Here is a 20,983-nt window from a genome sequence, read left to right as displayed (position 1 = left end):
TAAAGTCAATCATTTAAATTATTATCAAGAATGGCTAATTTAGATTTAAGCAAGTACGGAATCACAGGTGTGACAGAAATTGTACACAATCCGTCTTATGAAGTTCTGTTCGCAGAAGAAACAAAACCAGGTCTGGAAGGTTTCGAAAAAGGTCAGGTAACTGATATGGGTGCTGTAAACGTTATGACTGGCGTTTATACAGGACGTTCTCCTAAAGATAAATTCTTTGTTAAGGATGCTACCAGCGAAAACACTGTATGGTGGACATCTGAAGAATATAAAAATGATAACAAACCAGTAGACGAAAAATGCTGGAAGGCTTGTAAAGAATTAGCAACAAAAGAACTTTCTAACAAGAGATTGTTCGTTGTTGACGCATTCTGCGGTGCTAACGAAAACAGCCGTCTGAAACTGCGTTTCATCATGGAAGTAGCATGGCAGGCTCATTTCGTAACAAATATGTTCATCCGTCCTTCTGCTGAAGAATTGGCTAACTTCGGTGAACCTGATTTCGTTATCATGAATGCTTCTAAAGCTAAAGTTGAAAACTATAAAGAACTTGGCTTGAACTCTGAAACTGCTGTTGTATTCAACCTGACTGAAAAGATCCAGGTTATCCTGAATACTTGGTACGGTGGTGAAATGAAGAAAGGTATGTTCTCTTACATGAACTATCTGTTGCCTCTGCAGGGTATGGCTTCTATGCACTGTTCTGCTAACACAGACAAAGAAGGCAAGAGCTCGGCTATCTTCTTCGGTTTGTCAGGTACAGGTAAAACTACATTGTCAACTGACCCGAAACGTCTGTTGATCGGTGATGACGAACACGGATGGGATAACGACGGTGTATTCAACTTCGAAGGTGGTTGCTATGCTAAGACTATCAACTTGAGCCAGGAAAACGAACCGGATATCTGGAACGCTATCAAACGTGACGCCCTGTTGGAAAACTGTACAGTAGACGCTAACGGCGCTATCGACTTCTCTGACAAGTCTGTTACAGAAAACACACGTGTTTCTTATCCTATCTATCATATCGAAAACATCGTTAAGCCGGTTTCTAAAGGCCCGCACGCAAAACAGGTTATCTTCCTGTCTGCTGATGCATTCGGTGTATTGCCTCCGGTATCTATCCTGACTCCGGAACAGACTCAGTACTACTTCCTTTCTGGTTTCACAGCTAAATTGGCTGGTACAGAACGTGGTATCACTGAACCGACTCCTACATTCTCAGCTTGTTTCGGTGCAGCATTCTTGTCATTGCACCCGACTAAATACGGTCAGGAACTGGTTAAGAAAATGGAAATGACTGGTGCTAAGGCTTATTTGGTTAACACAGGTTGGAACGGTAGCGGAAAACGTATCTCTATCAAAGATACAAGAGGTATTATCGATGCTATCCTGGATGGTTCTATCGACAAAGCTCCGACAAAGACTATTCCTTATTTCGATTTTACTGTTCCTACAGAATTGCCGGGTGTTGATCCGAAGATCCTTGATCCTCGTGACACTTACGCTGATCCTGCACAGTGGGATGAAAAAGCGAAAGATTTGGCTGCACGTTTCCAGAAGAACTTCGCTAAGTTCACTGGTAACGAAGCTGGTAAGGCTTTGGTTGCTGCTGGTCCGAAATTGTAATTTATTTGCCCGAGGTATTTCCTACCGAAGGTTAAGTATAAAAAATCAAAAAGCGCAGAACATTTTGTTCTGTGCTTTTTTTATATATCTATATTAATTTTATCATAAATGTTAGTTTGTTTTAAAATCTATTATTATCTTTACCCCAAATTATCCGTTATTGTGGGGTTTAAAGGTATAATGATAAAGCATTTATTATTGATTTTCGGAGTCGCATTGTTTTTGTCGTCGTGCGGCAAGGACGTTTCTTACCGAATAGAAGGCAAATTGTCTAATTTGGAAGATGAGACGTTGTATGCCGTTTTTGAAAATGACAATAACAAAGTCGTCGATACCATCACGTGTGAAAAACCCGGACAATTTTCTCTGAAACGGAACGAAGGCGACTTCAATACAGTTACGATCTTCTTTGATCATAAAAAAAGCTGGACTACCGCTTACCTGATAAAAGGAGAGAAAGTGACAATAACCGGTGATGCTCTTTATCCGGCCCTGTTACAGGTCAAAGGCGGACGGATCAACGATCAGTTGAACTCTTACAGGAAGAGTGTCAGTCCCTTACTGAAGGAACAGGCTGATTTGATCAAGATACTGACCAATAAGGGAAGTTATACAAATACGACAGAAGAGACAGATATACCGTCACGCCTGACAAATGTAAATCATACCTTGAGTGAGCGGGCGATGGAGTATATTCAGGAGCATCCGGATGAGGAAGCTTCAGTTGTTTTGCTGCAATATTATTTCATGAATCCGGATGATACCCGTAAAATGGATGAATTGCTGGCCGTGTTGAGTCCGAAACTGAAAGATTTCTATCTGATACGTAAACTGCAGGAGTATAGTGCCAAGGCACAGCGTACTTCACTGGGTGCCGAAGCTCCCGGATTTAATGTAAAGAATGTATACGGACACACTGTGAGCCTGGATTCATTCCCTCAGCGGTATCTGTTACTTGCTTTCACAGCTCCCTGGTGTGATATGTGCCAGACGGAAGATCTGTTCCTGGATAAAGTTGCTATGAAATATCCGAAGGAAAAAGTGGATATGTTGCTGATCAGTTTGGATGACGACCCGCAGGAAGTTCGTAAACTGCTGTCAAAAGATAGTATCGACTGGAACCTGGTGACCGACTCTGCCGGACAGGCTACGATGCTGGTCGATTTATATAATGTAAATACACTTCCCCGCTGTTTCCTGATCGATGAAGACGGAAAGATCATCATGAAAACGGACAATGGTGTGGAGATTCAACAAACACTGGAAAAACTGATAGAGAAATGAGATAACAAATTATAAACATCCAACCAAAATCATTAATTATGTTAGTAAAATCTTATGCAGCCGCGGTGCAGGGCATCTCTGCAACTATTGTCACCATTGAAGTAAATTATACGAAGGGGATCCAGTTTTTTCTGGTAGGTCTTCCTGACATAGCCGTCCGTGAAAGTCACGAACGTATAATTTCTGCGCTTCAGGTAAGTGGATACAAATTCCCTCGTAATCGTATTGTGATCAACATGGCACCTGCCGATATCCGGAAGGAAGGTTCTGCCTATGACTTGCCGCTGGCAGTCGGTATATTGGCCGCTGCTGAAGAGTTGGATGCTTCCCGGTTGGATAAATTTATTTTGATGGGAGAACTTTCGCTCGATGGGAGCCTGCAGCCGGTGAAAGGTGTGTTACCTATTGCTATCAAGGCGCGGGAAGAGGGATTCAGAGGATTTATTCTTCCTAAACAAAATGCGCGTGAGGCAGCGGTGGTCAATAACCTGGAAGTATATGGAGCTTCAACTATCAAAGAAGTAATCGAGTTCATGAGTGGAAAACGTGAACTGCAGCCGACTATTGTCAATACGAGGGAGGAATTTTATGCTCGTCAGGAACAATTTGAGTTTGATTTTTCAGATGTGCGTGGGCAGGAAAATGTGAAACGAGCTTTGGAGGTGGCAGCTGCCGGCGGTCATAACCTGATCATGATCGGCCCTCCGGGAAGTGGTAAGTCAATGCTGGCGAAACGGTTATCGACGATCCTTCCTCCATTCACTCTGCACGAATCACTGGAAACGACCAAGATCCATTCTGTAGCCGGAAAGATAGGGGTAGAAACTTCCCTGATGATACAACGGCCGTTTCGCTCTCCGCATCATACTATTTCGAATGTGGCGATGGTGGGAGGGGGAGCTTATCCGCAGCCGGGAGAAGTAAGTCTGGCGCATAACGGGGTATTGTTCCTCGACGAATTGCCGGAATTTAACCGGAGTGTACTGGAAGTAATGCGGCAACCATTGGAGGATCGGAAGATCACGGTTTCGCGTGCTCGTTTTTCTGTCGATTATCCTGCCAGCTTTATGCTGGTTGCTTCGATGAATCCTTGTCCGTGCGGCTACTATAATCATCCGGATCGGCCTTGTCTTTGTCCGCCGGGAGCAGTGCAGAAGTATATGAATCGTGTTTCCGGGCCGTTACTCGACCGTATCGACATACAGGTGGAGATCATTCCTGTTCCTTTTGAAAAGATATCCGAACAACATCCTTCCGAACCTAGCATTGCCGTTCGTGAGCGGGTCGTTAATGCCCGTGCTATTCAGGAAAAGCGTTTTGCAGAATACGAAGGTGTTTATTGTAATGCTCAGATGACCACACCACTTCTGCATAAATATGCGGTACCTGATGCTTCCTGTCTCTCTCTTCTTAAAGCGGCTATGCAACGCCTGAGTCTTTCTGCCCGTGCTTACGATCGGATTCTGAAGGTCTCCCGTACCATTGCCGACCTCGATGCTTCCGAAAACATAGAGACCCGCCATCTCGCCGAAGCTATCAACTACCGGAATCTGGATAGGGAGAGTTGGGGATTATAGGGATGTCGTTGGTTTTATTAGCAGGAACTAATGGAGGGATAATCGGGTGAACTTGCTATTTATTTCTACCTGGATGTTACCTATGTACTTTTTTATTACCGGGTGGGCTGAAAATTTCCTTGCTAAATGCTACAACGAATGTATTTCCGGCAAGAATGTTCTTTCGTCGCGAGTTCTCACAGAACTTTAGTTATTTCGATATTCCTGCGGACTGATACCGACATGTCGTTTAAAATATTTACCGAAAAAAGACATATTAGTAAAATTCAGCGAATAGGCAATGCTCTGTACGGAGGCTTCGGTTGATTTCAATTGCGCTTTGGCATCCATAATCACCATCGATGCGATAATTTCGAGGCAGGTTTTTCCTGTGACTTGTCGGATGGTGGTACTTAGATGTGCCTGTGTAATGCCTAGTTTTTCAGCATAAAAGGCTACGTTTCGTTCCTGGCTGTAATGTCGCATGACCAGTTGGGTGAAATCGTGTGTTATCTGTTCGCTTTTACACAGCACTGTTTTTTTTGTTCGGATATCTTTATATAAATCTCCCAGACCATAAACTAATGTAAGTAACATATGTTTGGTGACCTCTTTGCTGATCTTTCCGTAAAAGGTAAGATATGTTTTGGCAAGTAAATCCAGGTGTTCCCGAATGATTTGAGCGACTTCGTCTTTTAGTGGGATAACAGGCGAGGTCTTTATTGTATAAAATATATCGACTGTTGCTTTAATGACGTTTGTCTCTATAATGAACTGGGAGGAATAACCTAAGAAATAGATATTTAACTCACCTGTCACTTTGAGGATCTGAAGGATGCTTCCCGGTAAAATCGTTACAAAATCGTTAGCTTTCACCCGATAGTTTGTCGTATCGATCAAAGCCTCAATTTCTCCCCCCATGCAAAGGACAAAAATTCCGGCTTTTAGCCGGCAAGGAAAATTGGTATACATATTCAGTATTTCACGACTGATATCTTTCCCGACAATCCAGTCTTCAGGAATATCGAGCTTCGGTAGCTCCTTGGGTATATTTGTATCCATTTGCCTGTTGTTTATATCGATACAAATGTATTCATTATTTTTCAAAGGCTGATTCGTTTTCTTAAAAATAGAACATTAGAATAATATCTTTTTCTCCAATAATGTATATAATAAAGCGTGTTAGTTAATATGTTTTAAGACATATCTAAAAAAAAGAACAGTAAATCGCATAAATAGACCTTGTAGAGTTTTGTAATTCAAGGTTACTTTGCACCCGATAAAAAATGCATATAACACTAGTATTATATAAGGTTGTAAAAACAACCATAAAATTAGGTAGATGAGGGAAATAGAAATGAAGAGAAGGCTTAGTTCTGTGAGAACTATGGCGTTATTGTTTGGTATTTCCATATTATCTGCATGTACAGCAGATGATATGGGTACTTTGGGCAAGAAAGAAGGGAGTGGATGTGTTTTGTTAGACTTAAATGCCGATGCTACTTACAGTAAAACGAAAACTGCATCCGATCCGGAGAATGTCAATGACTATATTGTAAACATTCTTCAGGATTCAGAAATTGTTACCTCTTTCCTTTTTGGAGAGAAACCAGAAAAATTGGCATTGGATGCAGGTGATTATGTGGCTCAGGCAACATGGGGGACGCTGGTCCCGGCCGCTTTCGATTCTTTGTATGTGGAAGGAATAACAAACTTTTCAATTGAAAATGGTGAGACTACTCAGGTTAAACTGGATTGTCGTCCGGCTAATGCCAAAGTAACAGTCGATTATGCAGACGATTTGAAGAAAGCATATAGCGATTATACCGTATCGATGAGTACCAGCCACACCGGTGAATCTCCTCTGGTATATAAAAAGGATGAAACTCGTGCCGGATATTTCCAGGTGGACAAAGAAGGGGAGAAACTGAATCTGAAAATGCTGTTTTCTACTTCCAGTAAGGAGTATACCTTTACTAATTCGGTCGATATTTTACCTCGCGACCTGGTTCGTCTGCATTTTAAACTGGGAAGTAATGAAGGAGGAGGAAACACGCCAGATATACCGGATACACCGGATGTCCCGGATACTCCCGATGTTCCTGCGCCACCCTCTACGCCAGACCCTACACTTACAGTCGATGTCGCAGGTTTGTTATTCGAAGCGAGCGATAACCTGACGCAAAGTGTTACTGTCACTTCCAATTCAGAGTGGACCATCGCAAAGACAGCCGATTGGCTTACTGTGGAAAAGCAGAACGGAAAAGCTGTTTTTACAGCCAAAGAAAATAATACAGAAGAGGTTCGTAAGACAACTGTAACGGTGGTGGCTACCAGTGGGAACAAGTCGTTATCAGCTGATATAGAGGTATCACAACAGGGGAAAGTTATCGACAATATGCCGGATCTTGCCGTAGATCTTGTCGACCTGATCGTTTCAAACGATGCATTCGAGCAGACAATCACTGTAAGAAGCACGAAAGACTGGAGTTATACAAACAATGCTGAGGAGTGGTTGAAAGTGACTCGTACTGATGGAGATGCAACAACATTGACTTTGTCGGCCGAAGCAAACGCAACCTCTCTGGCCCGTAAAGCAGAGGTTGCTATTACTGCCGGTGAGGGAGATAAAATAACGACTGTAACCATTCGTATTGAGCAAAAGGCCAAAGAGGAGGATCCTTATATCCATGTCGACTTCTCGGATCTGAAGTTACCTGCAGCCGGTGTTACAGCTAAGGCTTATAAAGTGGAAACAAACCAGAAAGACTGGACTATTTCTTCGTCTGCCGACTGGCTGAAGGCTGAGAAACGAGAAGGAAGTATGTTACTGACAGTTGCCCCGAATGATAAGAATGAAGTGCGTAGTGCAGACCTTCTCTTAACAGCGAGCCAGGATGTCCGCAATATAATGGTGAAGATAACGGTCACGCAGGAAGCGAAACCTTTGGATGTTCCGCCTTTGAAGATTGAGATAACGATCAATCACGATTTGGTTGAAAAACCGATAATATATGAGATTGAGAATAAATTCTCGACGGATAAAAGGTTTACCCTGTCTTTCTCTACGGAGAATGGTAGTTTCCCCGGTATAAAGAAAGGGACGGCTCCTGATGATTTTTATCTGAATATATTGGGACTGAACGGTGCGAAGATACAGAAATGCGAATGGGCAGAAGTGACGGGATTTGAAGAGAATAAGATTGATCTTGTTCAAACGAAACGTAAAGAGACATCGGAGTTTGACGGTTTGATTTGGGACGATGACCTGGCTGGTAGGTCTTTGGCAACGATCTATCTGGAGAATTTTGTGAAGAAACTCGCAGTCGGTTACCATGAGTATAAAATAAAAGTAACAGGAGACGATGAGATCGGTATGTCTTATTCTTCGGAAACTCAATTGAAAATTCAAATAACGGAATAAATCATGAGATATACATTATATATTATATTGGCTTTAGCGGGAATAGCGAATCTGTTTACTGCTTGTTCGAAGGCAGAGGAGACTGTTCAGCCGGAAAGTGAGTACGGTTATTTCTCACTGGATCTGGAAGTGGCTCAACCTAACCTGTCGGTTATAACAAAGGCTATGGGAGTCGACGTGAATCAGTTTTCCGTAGTCATAACAGGAAAGGATAATGGCTATAAAAAGGAATTTGCTACTTTTCAGGAGCTGAAAGAGGGTGGAACGTTGCGATTGGAAAAAGGAAATTATACAGTTGCTGTATCTTCGGAAAAGACTCAAATGCCGGAAGTCGCAACGACTCCTTTCTATGCCGGAGACAAAGATCTGACGATTCAGGCAAATTTCTTTTCAAAATGTGAGGTGACTTGTCTGATGCAACAGGTTCGTGTAAAGGTGAAGCTGGAAAAGGAGTTGATGGATGCTTTAACCGGAGTGGGTGTTTGTCTTACAAATGGAAATGCCGGAGGAAGTCATAATTTTACCTTATCGCCAACTGGAGAAAGTGATGAGATTTATATAAAACCAACAGACGCTCTCCGGTTGTCTTTTACTGCAATAGAGAAGGAATATCAGGAACCTATCAGTTACAATGAACTATTAAAATACAAGGATGAGAGATTTCCGGTTGCAAACGATTATGTAACTGTTACTATCGGATTAGCAACGGATGGCACAAAAGCTCTTTCTACCCGTTCTGCAGATAGGGCGTTCACTATTAAAATGACTGTTCAATGAGAAAAAATAGAATGTTTATAAGTAGGCTGTTTTTGGGTATTTGTCTTCTGGGAACAGTTTCTTGCGAAATGCGGGATGAATTACGGAACCGCATGCCAGGTAAGACGGACGTAGAAGCTGTTGGCGGTTTTTCTTTGGATCTGTTGTCGAAAGAGACAGCGACCCGTGCTGAAAATGTGGTCGACCAATATACTGTTCAAATCGTGAATACAAATGGAGAAGTTGTTCGCGAATACGATTCTTATACTCAGCTTCAGGAAGCAGGTAGTGTTATTGAATTGCCGGTGGGTACTTATAAGGTACGTTCCGCTTCTTATGCCGGGGATGAGGAAGAGGCTTCTATAAATAAACCGTATTATTTCAGTGAAAAAGAGTTTTCGGTGAATGCCGGAGAGGTAACAAACTTGAAAGATACCTGCAAGCTGAATAGTGTTGTTGTGAATGTCAACTATGATGAGAGTTTCCTGAGTGAGGTAGAGGATAATTATGCCGTTACCTTCACGAATGGTACGGGTGTATTGACAATGAACAAGGATGTGAATGGAGTGGCTTACTTTCGTACGGCTCCATCGATGTTGATTGCTGTCCGTGCCACCACAAAGAATGGAACTGAAGTTTACAAAGCTCAGAGCATGGCGAGTAAGGATGGAAGTTCGTTGAAACCGGAAGATAAATTCGAGATCAATCTGGGTATTAAAGATACAATTCCTGCTAATCCCGGAACTCCGGATAATCCGAATACCCCCGATAATCCGGACAATCCTGACGATCCGAATAACCCTGATAATCCGGATACTCCCGATGTTGGAGGAGATAGTCATTTCGATATAACGATCGATGTGACCCTGAATGGTAAGGATGTCGACATAACAATCCCTTCACCCGATCAACCGACCCCCGATCCCGATCCAACACCAAATCCTGATCCCGATCCGACTCCTGACCCGGGACCGTCTTATGCGGCTCCTACTATCGTTGGAAGAGGATTTAATTTAGGAAGTACATTGACCGATCCTACAACCGTGCAAGTTGATATTACGGCAGAAGCTGGTATTGCAAATTTGATCGTAACGATTGACTCACCAATCCTTTCGGATGAGCTTCTAGGTGCAGTAGGATTGGAAAAAACGTTCGATTTGGCTAATCCGGGCAAGAATGAGGAAGGCTTAAAAAGTTTAGGTTTATTAGGGAATGAACCTGTTGCAGGAAAAACATCCCAGTTGTTTGATGTGAGTCTGTTTATGGGTGTTCTTTCTGAATTAGGTGATCCCGGACCTCATAAATTCCATTTGAAAGTGGTAGATAAAAAAGGTCGGGAAGTGTCTAAGACGCTATCTATACAGTTTTCATTATAATGTAATAAGCAATGAAAAAAAATAGTTTATTTTTAATAGTAGCATTGTTAACCACTTTGTTCTCTTGCAATTCGGATGAAAAAGTGAACAGTAATGGTTTCATACGGATTGATGTTGTTACCAATACTTCCGTTATAACAAAAGCTGAAGAGGATGTGGAGATCAAGAACATTCGTTTGATTATCTCCAATATAACGGAGAATTCATCTGACAAAGATTGGTCAAAAGAGTATAATTTTGCTCCGAATGAATCTATTGGAGATATTGAACTGGCACCAGGAAAATATAAGTTGGTCGCTATAGCAAGTAACGGAAGCGAAACGTCAAATGGTTTTAATCCTGTTTATAGGGGAGAAACTACTGTAGAGGTTATAGCCGGTGAAACAAGATCAGCTCAGCTAGAATGTAAACTGACGACTGTCAAGGTGTCGGTTGAATATGATCAGAATCTGAAGGATACTTATCAAACTGAATATAAAACAGTCGTAGGAGGTGTCACTTTTTCAAGTGATGAAGAAGGGCGTGCCGGATATATTACTCCCGGTGACCTTTCTGTTGATTTTATGTTCAAAAACAATGCGGGAAGCTGGCAGACTATCTCTTTAAAGAAAATAGCAGAAGCGAAGGCGTGTGAATATTATAAGATCAAAATATCTATGAAGCCAACGGAGGGTGGAGAAGGAGAGTCTTCTGAAGGTGCAGCGAATGTTACGATTCAGGTTGGTGAGGAGAATCCGCAGAATATAGAGATTGGGATTGTGTTGCCGAAAGTGACGATTACAACTGTTAAGATTGACAATGACGATGTTAAATGTGAAACAGCTATATTAAAAGGTAACTATACATCTCCTTCAGCCACAGCTCCATCTCTTGAAAAGTTGAAATTTTTCTATAAGAAAAAGTCTGAGTCTTCATGGACAACAGCTCAGGCACAGACCGTGAAAAATACGAGCTTTGAATATCAGGTTTTTCTTATTGGCCTGACTCCATCTACCGTTTATGAATATAAGTTTATGGAGAAAGGAAATGTCGAAGAATTTATTACGAAAACTCCTGATATTACTTTGGATAAAAATTATCGGGGTGTAACAACAGCTGTTGTTTATGGTGAACTGGCTGAGGCTAACAGAAATTTAATATCAACACCATTCTTTAAATATCGTAAAGGTTCTAGTGGAGATTGGTCTCAACCTGTAAATGCAACTCCTGTGGCTGGGGGTACTTATCAGTATAAAGCACTTTTGGAAGGTTTGGATGCTAATGCTGCTTATGAGTATAAGTTCATGGAGATTACGGAAGAATCTAAGAGTTTTACAACATTGCAATCAATGCAAGTGTTGAAAGTTACTACTGGTGCTGATTATGCGACAATAATATGTGATATTCCGGGAATAAAAGCAGGAGATGCTATACTTTTGGATTTGAAAGAATATAATGGAAGTTCTTGGTCATATATAGGGAAGGAATGTGATGTAGTAAGTGGAGATATTACGAATGGGCAATTCGTGAATAAATTAACTGGATTGGTGCAAAATGGAACTTATTGCGTTGATGGCGAAGAGAAGTTGTTTACAACGTTGAAGAATGCAGATTTTGATGATTGGGGGATAGGTACAGGTCTTAAACTAAAAGGACTGACGGCTGTTCAGGATGATCCAAGCAAAAAAGTTCCATATGCTGATTTACAAGATCAAATTACAGCAGGAAATTCTTATTGGGATTCTGGGAATAAAGGTACTTCTGTTAATGGAGCTTATCCTACAAATTCAGAGAATAATTTTGTACGTTCAGGTAATGCAGTTAAATTAGAATCTCAGTTTGTGGGTCTAGGCTCCATTGGTAAATTTGCTGCGGGAAACATCTATACGGGAAAATTTGGTACGACTTATGTCGGTTTACAAGCCTCTAAATTAGGTGCTCATATTCAATTTGGAAAATCTTTTTCAGCACGGCCTACTGGTCTTAAAGGGTGGTATCATTATACTTCTGCAACCGTTAATTATTCAACAGTGCAGGAATTACCTAAAGGACAACCCGATAAATGTTCAATTTATATGATTTTATCAAATGCTCCATTCGAAGTAGATACTAGGGATAAAAAATATATAAATCCAACAGATCCTTCCGTAATTGCCTATGGTGAATTACCAGATAAATATACAGGGAGTACGGGTGGTAATGAATATATTCCTTTTGAGTTTGATCTTGATTATAAGGGAAATACAAATATCCCTCAATATATTGTGATTTGTGCATCAGCTAGTAAATATGGAGATTACTTTACTGGTGGTGAAGGCAGTTTAATGTACATTGATGACTTTGAACTCGTTTACGACTACTCTAAACCTCCTTATACAAATTAATTAGAAACGTAAGCTAGGCCATGTGCCTGGCTTCTCAACTCAAATATGAAAAAGCAAATAATATTTTTATTGATATTCTGTCTGGCCTTCCCTCTCTTCCTGCAAGCCAGGAAGAAACGTGAGCAAGTAGACCGGGGCATTCAATCATCTACCTTTATCCCGAAAGGGCAGTGGATGGTGGGAGGTAGTTTCTCCTATACAGAAAGCAGTTCTGACGATTACAAGTTCTTGATCCTGAGGAATGTCGAAGGAAAGAACTATTCATTCAGTGTTAGTCCTAGTTTCGGATATTTCATTCGGGATAATGTTGCTGTGGGTGGCCGCTTTTCCTATACCCGCGATTATATCGATATAGGGAACCTGGATATCGATCTGAATGAGGACCTCTCGTTTAAGATCAATAACGCCTCCCTTTTACAACATATGATTTACGGAACAGGTTTCGTGCGTACATATATTAATCTGGGAAACAGCAAACGTTTCGGTCTGTTCAATGAAGCCCGCGTAACTTTCGGTGCCGGACAGGGAAAGACCTATTCCGGCGAAGGTGAGACACTCGATGGCGTCTATGAAAAGATCAAACACTTGCAAGTCGGTATCGCTCCCGGTATGACCGCTTTCATTACCAATAATGCGGCAGTGGAAGTTTCGGTTGGCGTGATGGGTTTCGACTCCAAATGGATCGAACAGGATCATAATAAAGTAATCGAGGGGTCACGGCGGGAAACTTCTGCTAAGTTTAAGATCGATCTCTTTTCTATTAACCTGGGTATGACCTATTATTTTTAATCGCCATGAAAAGAAATATACTTTTAAAAATGACCGGTTGTTGCCGTTTGTCTTTGTTGATGGCGGCTTGTTGCCTGTTAAACAGTTGTATAGAGAATGATGTGCCCTATCCTTATCTGGTGGGACAGATCACCGGCATTACCGTGGATGGAATGAGCGGGAACCCGCAGATACAGAACAACAACCGGACAGTCAGCATCGAAGTGAACGACCAGGTAGATATACAGGCACTTCGCATTACCCGTTTGCAGGTAACGAACGATGCTTCGGTCTTTCCCGATACCTTGAAATGTCTCAATGTGGAAGCTTTTCCGGAAAAAGGGTTTCCTTCTTTGGATAGCGTGCCGTCGTCTGCAGATACCCGGATAGACTTTTCTGCTCCCGTACACATTATGTTGAAAACTTACCAGGATTATCTTTGGACTGTTTCGGTAACACAGGTGTTCAACCGTTGTATAAAACTGTCTAAGCAGGTAGGAGATGCCGTTTTCGATGTGAAAAACAAGCAGGCTGTTGTGTATGTGACCGAAGATCAGTCGTTGAAAAATATTACAGTGGAGTCAATGCAGCTAGGGAGTTCGATTGCTGTTACTACCCCTGAACCTACGGAAGTGAAAGACTTTTCCCGTCCGGTCATATTTGAAGTGAAAGCGTTTGGTCGGACAGAAAAATGGACAGTCAATGTACTTTACACGGATAACACATCTTCGGATATCTCTGTCTTTCCGCGGACGAAACAGGCTATTGTAAGCGGAGGTATCCAGAGTGGTGCTTCCGTTGCTGTGGAGTATAAAGAAAAAAATGCGGCGCAATGGACTGAACTTGCTACTGCAAACGTCAACGTTGACGGTACTAATTTTACAGCCGATATAACTGGCCTGATTCCTGCAACAGCTTACCAATGCCGTGCCAATATCAATGGGACTGCCGGAGCTACGCTTGATTTTACAACGGCATCGGCTGAAATGATAACCAACGGCAGCTTCGATGAATGGAGCCAGGATGCGGCAAAGCCGAAATTATGGTATCCGTGGGCCGATGGCGGTACTTCTTTCTGGGATACCGGAAATAAAGGAGCTACCCTGGTAGGAGGCGACAGTAACTCAATGCCTACCGAAGAAACCAGTAACGGAAAAGGACGTGCAGCCAAGCTCGAATCCAAATATGTATTGGTGAAGTTTGCTGCCGGCAACATTTTCAGCGGAAGTTATCTCAGAACCGATGTCACTGATGGTGTGCTTAGCTTCGGCCGTCCGTTTAGCTCTTTTCCGACAAAGCTGAAAATACATTATAAATACAAACCGAAACCGATCGATAAGACAAGTGCATCCTATGGAGATTACGCCCATTTGCTGGGACGTCCGGATTCCTGTTTTATCTATTTGGCATTAACGGATTGGGATGCTCCGCTGGAGATACGGACTCGTCCGGCTAACCGTCAGTTGTTCGATAAGAATGACAAAAACGTGATAGCATATACAGAACTGATAAACGGTACGGAATCTTCTTCTTATCAGGAAGTGGAGCTTCCCATTACTTATCGCTACACCAATCGTACTCCGAAATATATGGTCCTGGTGGCTACTTCCAGTAAATACGGAGATTATTTTACCGGAGGTGAAGGCAGTACCCTCTGGATAGATGATTTTGAATTAATATACGAATAAACCAAATAATTCCGTACCTTTGCCCCTCAAAAAGAGAACACAAGGTATGGAAAAACATTTTAAGAGAACGCTGATAACTACGGCGTTGCCGTATGCGAATGGTCCGGTACATATTGGTCATCTGGCAGGTGTGTATGTACCTGCCGATATATATGCCCGCTACCTTCGTCTGAAAGGAGAAGATGTATTGATGATCGGAGGATCGGATGAGCACGGTGTGCCTATTACGCTCCGGGCTAAGAAAGAAGGAGTAACGCCGCAGGATGTGGTGGACCGTTTTCATGGTATCATCAAAAAGTCTTTTGAGGAATTCGGTATCACGTTCGATATCTATTCCCGTACTACTTCGCCTACACATCGTCAGGTAGCGTCGGATTTCTTCCGGACACTGTATGAAAAAGGCGAATTCATCGAGAAGACCAGCGAACAATATTATGACGAGGAAGCCAAACAGTTCCTTGCCGACCGCTATATTACCGGAACATGCCCGCATTGCGGTAACGAAAAAGCTTATGGCGACCAATGTGAAGCCTGCGGTACTTCGTTGAGCCCGACAGACCTGATCAACCCGAAATCTGCCATCAGTGGCAGTGAGCCGGTTATGAAGGAAACCAAACACTGGTATTTGCCGCTGGATAAACATGAACCGTTCCTACGTAAGTGGATACTGGAGGATCATAAGGAATGGAAGCCGAATGTATACGGACAGTGTAAGAGCTGGTTGGATATGGGATTGCAGCCACGTGCCGTAAGCCGTGACCTGGACTGGGGTATTCCTGTCCCGGTGGAAGGGGCAGAAGGCAAGGTGCTTTATGTGTGGTTCGATGCACCGATCGGTTATATCTCCAATACGAAAGAGCTGTTGCCGGATAGCTGGGAAACCTGGTGGAAAGATCCTGAAACAAAGATGGTACATTTCATCGGAAAGGATAACATCGTATTCCATTGTATCGTATTCCCGTCGATGTTGAAGGCTGAAGGTTCTTTCAACCTGCCGGAGAATGTTCCTGCCAATGAGTTCCTGAACCTGGAAGGCGATAAGATCTCTACTTCCCGTAACTGGGCGGTGTGGTTGAATGAGTACCTGGTGGATATGCCGGGCAAACAGGATGTATTGCGTTATGTATTGACAGCCAATGCTCCGGAAACAAAAGACAATGACTTTACCTGGAAAGATTTCCAGGCACGCAATAATAACGAACTGGTCGCTATTCTGGGTAACTTTGTGAACCGTGCATTGGTTCTTACGGAGAAATATTTCGACGGAAAAGTACCGGCTGTAGGCGAACTGACAGATTATGACCGTCAGACATTGAAGGATTTCGAGGACGTGAAAGCAAATGTGGAACGTCTGCTGGATATCTATCATTTCCGTGATGCCCAGAAAGAAGCCATGAATCTGGCCCGTATCGGTAATAAATACCTGGCGGATACAGAACCCTGGAAGCTGGCAAAGACGGATATGCCGCGTGTGGCTACGATCATGAACATTGCTTTACAGATCACTGCTAACCTGGCTATCGCTTTCGAACCGTTCCTGCCGTTCAGTATGGAAAAACTGAATAAGATGCTGAATGTGGAACCGTTGGGTTGGAACCGTCTGGGAGCGACCGACTTGCTCGAAGCCGGTCATCAGCTAGGTAAATCGGAATTGTTGTTTGAGAAGATTGAAGACAGTGTGATCGAAGCCCAGGTTCAGAAATTGTTGGATACGAAGAAGGCGAACGAAGAGGCGAATTATAAGGCGAAACCGGTCCGTGAGAATATAGAGTTTGATGATTTTACAAAACTGGATATCCGTGTAGGTACTATCCTGGAATGTACGAAAGTGCCGAAGGCTGATAAGTTGTTGCAGTTCCGCATCGACGACGGTCTGGAAAAACGTACGATCGTTTCAGGTATTGCCCAGCATTATGCTCCGGAAGACCTGATAGGTAAACAAGTTTGTTTTATTGCAAACCTGGCTCCACGTAAACTGAAAGGTATCGTATCGGAAGGTATGATCCTGTCTGCTGAAGACTTCGACGGTAAACTGGCTGTTATCACCCCGGAGAAAGAGGTGAAACCGGGTAGCGAAGTAAAGTAATATGATTTTCCCGGTATTATGATGTATCAGAGTACCGGGAATATGAACGATAAGAAAGCCGGTATTCTTACCTGTAAGAGTCCCGGCTTTTTCATAGATGAGAGTCCCTAAGCTCTTATCTCTCATAGGAAAAATGTTAACAACCTTTCGTACAATAAAAGAATGACCGGAACGTTTTAATCTTCAAAAGATAAAAGCGGAATATAACAGAAAAGATGATTGAGAAACAGATACAAATGGTCGATTTGCACGGACAGTACCATCGCCTGAAAGAGGAAATAGATGCTGCTATGCAGACAGTTATTGAAAGTAGTGTTTTCATCAACGGACCTCAGGTGAAAGCGTTTAGCGACCACCTGGCCAAATATCTGGATATTCCTTATGTAGTTCCTTGCGGGAACGGGACGGATGCACTTCAGATTGCCCTGATGGCTTTAAAGTTGCAGCCGGGAGATGAGGTGATCGTCCCTGCGTTCACTTATGTGGCCGCTGCTGAGGTGATCGCATTGCTGGGCCTGACTCCTGTTCTGGTAGATGTCGATCCGCATACTTATAATATCGATCCCCGTAAAATAGAAGAATCCATCTCCCGTAACACCAAGGCGATCATTGCCGTTCATCTATTCGGTCAGTCCTGTGATATGGAACCGATCCTGAAGATCGCGGGAATGTATCATCTTTATGTGGTGGAGGATAATGCCCAGTCGATTGGTGCGGAGTACACTTTCCCGGATGGACGTGTGAAAAAAACAGGAACGATGGGGATCATTGGTACGACTTCGTTTTTCCCGTCCAAGCCGTTAGCTTGTTATGGCGATGGAGGAGCATTGATGACTTCGGATGAAGAGCTGGCAAAGCGTATCCGTATGATTGCTAATCATGGGCAGGAACGTAAATACCATCATAAACTGATCGGGTGTAATTCAAGGCTGGACACATTGCATGCGGCCGTTCTCGATGTTAAGTTGAAACACATAGATGAGTTTACCGCTGCCCGGCAGGCTGTTGCTGCAAAATATGATGAAGCTCTAGCTTCATGCGGACAGTTGATTCTTCCGCGAAAAAGTACTTTTTCCACCCATGTGTACCATCAGTATACTGTCCGGTTGAAACCGTCTGGCGATGTTACGGATACGGCAAAATACCGGGAGTCTTTACAGGCATCGTTAAAGGAAAAAGGTATTCCGACCATGGTCTATTACCCATTACCATTACAAGCACAGGAAGCTTATAAATGGATGGCGCGTACGCCGGGAAATATGGATGAAGCCGCCCGTTTAAGTCAATGTGTTTTATCTTTGCCTATCCATACGGAGATGACAGGCGAAGAGTTGGAATATATAATAGATACATTATTAAAGGAATTACAAGATCGAAAAATGTGAAACATTTTTCAGTTGACAGTTGACAGTTAGGCTTCACTATCGAATATAGAAAAATAGAAAAAAGGAGTCTATCCGTCTATCGGCTATCTGTCATCAATAAGGTATGCTTGGTTACAGGTTCATTTGCCGTCAGTTTTAACTGACGGATTAGTAAATGATCTATCTTTTGGACTTTAGTCCCATTTTGAAACAGTCTCTCTATTTGAGGGAAATGTGGCTAAAGCCCAAAAAGAAAAACAACTTGTAAACCGTCGGTTAAAACCGACGGTAAATGAACCGGTAATAGCGAAGTCACTTTGATAAAAGGATAGCTCAATTCTGATAATTATTGAGACATTCAAAGCGGATAAAAATATGAAAGAGAATAAAATAAAGTTTGCGGTAGTCGGCTGTGGTCATATCGGGAAACGCCATGCGGAGATGGTAACCCGTGATCCGGGAGCTGAATTGGTAGCCTTATGTGATATCCGTCCTCGTGAAGAACTAGGAATAGATACTTATGCTGTGCCTTTCTTTGCAGATTTGACGGAACTGTTACAGAGTGGCATTCATATAGATGTCGTTAACATCTGTACACCGAACGGTTTGCACGCTTCTATGGCCGTGCAGGCAATAGAGGCAGGTTGCAATGTGGTCGTCGAGAAACCGATGGCATTGACATTGTCTGATGCAGAAAAGGTTGTGTATGCTTCCCTGAAATATCGTAAGCAGGTTTTCTGTGTGATGCAAAACCGTTATTCTCCTCCTTCGGTATGGATCAAGGATATGATCGATTCCGGTAAACTGGGAAAAATATATATGGTCCAACTTAATTGTTACTGGAACCGTGACGAGCGTTATTATAAACCCGGTGGCTGGCATGGTGATGCTGCACTGGATGGCGGAACACTTTTTACCCAGTTCTCTCATTTTATTGATATCATGTACTGGTTGTTTGGCGATATCTGTAATATCCAGGCTCGTTTTGCTGATTTCAATCATGAGAAGCTGACCGATTTTGAGGATTCAGGTTTTGTGAACTTCAATTTTGTAAACGGAGGAATGGGCAGCCTGAGCTATTCGACTTCCGTTTGGGACAAAAATATGGAAAGCAGTATGTTGATCGTTGCCGAGAACGGTAGCGTCAGGATTGGCGGGCAATATATGAACGAAGTGGAATATTGCCATGTGAAGGATTACGAGATGCCCGAGCTGGCTCCAACCAATCCGGGTAATGATTACGGCCCTTACAAAGGATCGGCTCAGAATCATAACTTCGTGATCCGTAATGTGGTCCGTGTCCTTTCCGGTTCCGGTTCGGAATGTATCACAACGAACGTATTGGAAGGTATGAAAGTTGTGGACATTATACAACGCATCTATGCTCAAAAGTAGCAATACAAATATCCGTTTGATATATATTGAATGAAAGGTCTACAATTATCAAAAGAAAAGAACATATATGTGTTTTATTCGTTTGATATATATCAAACGAATAAACGTTTGTGAACAAGCAAGTAATAGGGAGGAATATTTATATTGAATATCCGATATGAATAAGAAATGGAGATTGCTAAATTCCCTTTCGTATAAATAACGACTTTTGAAGGGAAAGAATCCTTTCAAATTCCTATCTTTGTGCAAGTTTTGTCATTTCCGGTCTGGGACTGACCAACATTGTTGTGCTCTCTGTTTATGAAAATAACTGAGATATATAGGAAAACACCAATTGAACAAATAGCATGAAACAGATTTTAGTTACCGGAGGAGCCGGATTTATTGGTTCTCATCTTTGTGAACGCCTGTTGAAAGACGGAAACAATGTGATTTGTATGGATAATTATTTTACAGGTCGTAAGCAAAATGTTGTTCATTTGTTGGACAACCCTTATTTTGAGATGGTGCGCCACGACGTGACGTTTCCGTATTATGTGGAGGTGGATGAGATTTATAACCTGGCATGTCCGGCATCCCCGATACATTATCAGTTCGATCCGGTGAGTACTACTAAAACATCTGTTATCGGTGCAATCAATATGCTTGGATTGGCAAAACGTACGAAAGCACGTATTCTTCAAGCGTCTACCAGTGAAGTTTATGGAGATCCGGTTGTTCATCCCCAGGAAGAAAGCTATTGGGGGAATGTGAATCCTATCGGCTTGCGTAGTTGTTACGATGAAGGAAAGCGTTGTGCGGAAACATTGTTTATGGACTATCATCGTCAGAATAAGGTAGACATTAAGATTATCCGTATTTTTAATACATATGGTCCGCGGATGCGTCCGGATGATGGCCGGGTTGTATCGAACTTTATCATGCAGGCATTGAAAGGGGAAGATATCACTATTTACGGGGATGGTATGCAGACACGTAGCTTTCAATATGTGGACGACCTGATTGAAGGAATGGTGCGTATGATGGCATCTGAAAATTTCACAGGCCCTGTCAATTTGGGAAATCCGGGTGAATTCACCATGATCGAACTGGCAGAGATCATATTGAAGATGACGAACTCGAAGTCGAAAATTATATTTACACCTCTTCCTTCCGATGATCCGAAACAGCGCAAACCGAATATTACTTTAGCCAAAGAGAAGCTGAATGGCTGGGAACCGAAAGTTCGTTTGGAAGAAGGTCTGATAGAGACTATTAAATATTTCAAGAGCCTTTAATTTTGCAT

General features: G+C 42.5%; 14 protein-coding genes. 13 read left to right on the top strand and 1 reads right to left on the bottom strand.

Annotated features, from left to right (window positions below; all coding sequences use genetic code 11):
• Window positions 1-30 precede the first annotated feature (30 nt).
• The 3 genes from pckA to IEY67_RS19915 all read left to right on the top strand — a co-directional run bounded on the left by pckA (window position 31) and on the right by IEY67_RS19915 (window position 4,499).
• Entirely contained in the window at window positions 31-1,638 is a 1,608-nt protein-coding gene (gene pckA, locus IEY67_RS19925; RefSeq protein WP_122353446.1) for a phosphoenolpyruvate carboxykinase (ATP), read from the top strand.
• A gap of 180 nt (window positions 1,639-1,818) precedes the next feature.
• Window positions 1,819-2,922: a TlpA disulfide reductase family protein gene (locus IEY67_RS19920; protein WP_183671966.1), complete on the top strand. Its 1,104-nt coding sequence runs from the start codon at window positions 1,819-1,821 to the stop codon at window positions 2,920-2,922.
• 38 nt (window positions 2,923-2,960) lie between these two features.
• A complete protein-coding gene (locus IEY67_RS19915; protein ID WP_183671965.1) occupies window positions 2,961-4,499 on the top strand; it encodes a YifB family Mg chelatase-like AAA ATPase in 1,539 nt (512 codons plus the stop codon).
• Between the two features lie 186 nt (window positions 4,500-4,685).
• On the opposite strand, the gene IEY67_RS19910 is transcribed toward IEY67_RS19915, so the two are convergent.
• Window positions 4,686-5,528 carry a helix-turn-helix domain-containing protein gene (locus tag IEY67_RS19910; RefSeq protein ID WP_183672052.1) on the bottom strand — a complete coding sequence of 281 codons (843 nt, stop codon included), beginning with the start codon at window positions 5,526-5,528 and terminating at the stop codon, window positions 4,686-4,688.
• Window positions 5,529-5,835: 307 nt separating this feature from the next.
• Between IEY67_RS19910 and IEY67_RS19905 the strand changes: the two genes are divergently transcribed.
• The 10 genes from IEY67_RS19905 (at window position 5,836) to IEY67_RS19860 (ending at window position 20,975) form a co-directional block, all read left to right on the top strand.
• Window positions 5,836-7,902: a DUF4493 domain-containing protein gene (locus IEY67_RS19905; protein WP_183671964.1), complete on the top strand. Its 2,067-nt coding sequence runs from the start codon at window positions 5,836-5,838 to the stop codon at window positions 7,900-7,902.
• A 3-nt stretch (window positions 7,903-7,905) separates the two neighbouring features.
• Window positions 7,906-8,679 carry a DUF4493 domain-containing protein gene (locus tag IEY67_RS19900; RefSeq protein ID WP_183671962.1) on the top strand — a complete coding sequence of 258 codons (774 nt, stop codon included), beginning with the start codon at window positions 7,906-7,908 and terminating at the stop codon, window positions 8,677-8,679.
• An 11-nt stretch (window positions 8,680-8,690) separates the two neighbouring features.
• Window positions 8,691-10,034, top strand: coding sequence for a DUF4493 domain-containing protein (locus IEY67_RS19895; RefSeq protein ID WP_183671961.1), 1,344 nt, complete (start codon window positions 8,691-8,693; stop codon window positions 10,032-10,034).
• Window positions 10,035-10,045: 11 nt separating this feature from the next.
• Window positions 10,046-12,397, top strand: coding sequence for a PCMD domain-containing protein (locus IEY67_RS19890; RefSeq protein ID WP_183671959.1), 2,352 nt, complete (start codon window positions 10,046-10,048; stop codon window positions 12,395-12,397).
• A 45-nt stretch (window positions 12,398-12,442) separates the two neighbouring features.
• A complete protein-coding gene (locus IEY67_RS19885) occupies window positions 12,443-13,186 on the top strand; it encodes a putative outer membrane beta-barrel protein (RefSeq protein WP_183671957.1) in 744 nt (247 codons plus the stop codon).
• A 5-nt stretch (window positions 13,187-13,191) separates the two neighbouring features.
• On the top strand, window positions 13,192-14,853 hold the full coding sequence (locus IEY67_RS19880) for a PCMD domain-containing protein (RefSeq protein WP_229801143.1): 1,662 nt from the start codon (window positions 13,192-13,194) through the stop codon (window positions 14,851-14,853).
• Between the two features lie 46 nt (window positions 14,854-14,899).
• Window positions 14,900-16,939 (top strand): methionine--tRNA ligase, encoded by a 2,040-nt coding sequence (gene metG, locus IEY67_RS19875; protein ID WP_122376395.1) that lies wholly within the window; start codon window positions 14,900-14,902, stop codon window positions 16,937-16,939.
• A 215-nt stretch (window positions 16,940-17,154) separates the two neighbouring features.
• Entirely contained in the window at window positions 17,155-18,324 is a 1,170-nt protein-coding gene (locus IEY67_RS19870; RefSeq protein WP_183671956.1) for a DegT/DnrJ/EryC1/StrS family aminotransferase, read from the top strand.
• Between the two features lie 354 nt (window positions 18,325-18,678).
• On the top strand, window positions 18,679-19,698 hold the full coding sequence (locus IEY67_RS19865) for a Gfo/Idh/MocA family protein (RefSeq protein WP_183671954.1): 1,020 nt from the start codon (window positions 18,679-18,681) through the stop codon (window positions 19,696-19,698).
• A gap of 347 nt (window positions 19,699-20,045) precedes the next feature.
• Window positions 20,046-20,975 (top strand): UDP-glucuronic acid decarboxylase family protein, encoded by a 930-nt coding sequence (locus IEY67_RS19860; protein ID WP_122355992.1) that lies wholly within the window; start codon window positions 20,046-20,048, stop codon window positions 20,973-20,975.
• The last annotated feature ends 8 nt before the right edge of the window (window positions 20,976-20,983 follow it).

Origin of the sequence: Parabacteroides faecis, from assembly GCF_014647375.1 — a bacterium.
Lineage (GTDB): Bacteria > Bacteroidota > Bacteroidia > Bacteroidales > Tannerellaceae > Parabacteroides > Parabacteroides faecis.
Note: the sequence above shows the minus strand (reverse complement) of the source record. Positions and strands in the feature narration are given on the sequence as shown.

Coding starts and splice junctions, on each gene's coding strand:
- pckA (WP_122353446.1), top strand. CDS start 31: ATGGCTAATTTAGATTTAAGCAAGTACGGAATCACAGGTGTGACAGAA.
- IEY67_RS19920 (WP_183671966.1), top strand. CDS start 1,819: ATGATAAAGCATTTATTATTGATTTTCGGAGTCGCATTGTTTTTGTCG.
- IEY67_RS19915 (WP_183671965.1), top strand. CDS start 2,961: ATGTTAGTAAAATCTTATGCAGCCGCGGTGCAGGGCATCTCTGCAACT.
- IEY67_RS19905 (WP_183671964.1), top strand. CDS start 5,836: ATGAAGAGAAGGCTTAGTTCTGTGAGAACTATGGCGTTATTGTTTGGT.
- IEY67_RS19900 (WP_183671962.1), top strand. CDS start 7,906: ATGAGATATACATTATATATTATATTGGCTTTAGCGGGAATAGCGAAT.
- IEY67_RS19895 (WP_183671961.1), top strand. CDS start 8,691: ATGTTTATAAGTAGGCTGTTTTTGGGTATTTGTCTTCTGGGAACAGTT.
- IEY67_RS19890 (WP_183671959.1), top strand. CDS start 10,046: ATGAAAAAAAATAGTTTATTTTTAATAGTAGCATTGTTAACCACTTTG.
- IEY67_RS19885 (WP_183671957.1), top strand. CDS start 12,443: ATGAAAAAGCAAATAATATTTTTATTGATATTCTGTCTGGCCTTCCCT.
- IEY67_RS19880 (WP_229801143.1), top strand. CDS start 13,192: ATGAAAAGAAATATACTTTTAAAAATGACCGGTTGTTGCCGTTTGTCT.
- metG (WP_122376395.1), top strand. CDS start 14,900: ATGGAAAAACATTTTAAGAGAACGCTGATAACTACGGCGTTGCCGTAT.
- IEY67_RS19870 (WP_183671956.1), top strand. CDS start 17,155: ATGATTGAGAAACAGATACAAATGGTCGATTTGCACGGACAGTACCAT.
- IEY67_RS19865 (WP_183671954.1), top strand. CDS start 18,679: ATGAAAGAGAATAAAATAAAGTTTGCGGTAGTCGGCTGTGGTCATATC.
- IEY67_RS19860 (WP_122355992.1), top strand. CDS start 20,046: ATGAAACAGATTTTAGTTACCGGAGGAGCCGGATTTATTGGTTCTCAT.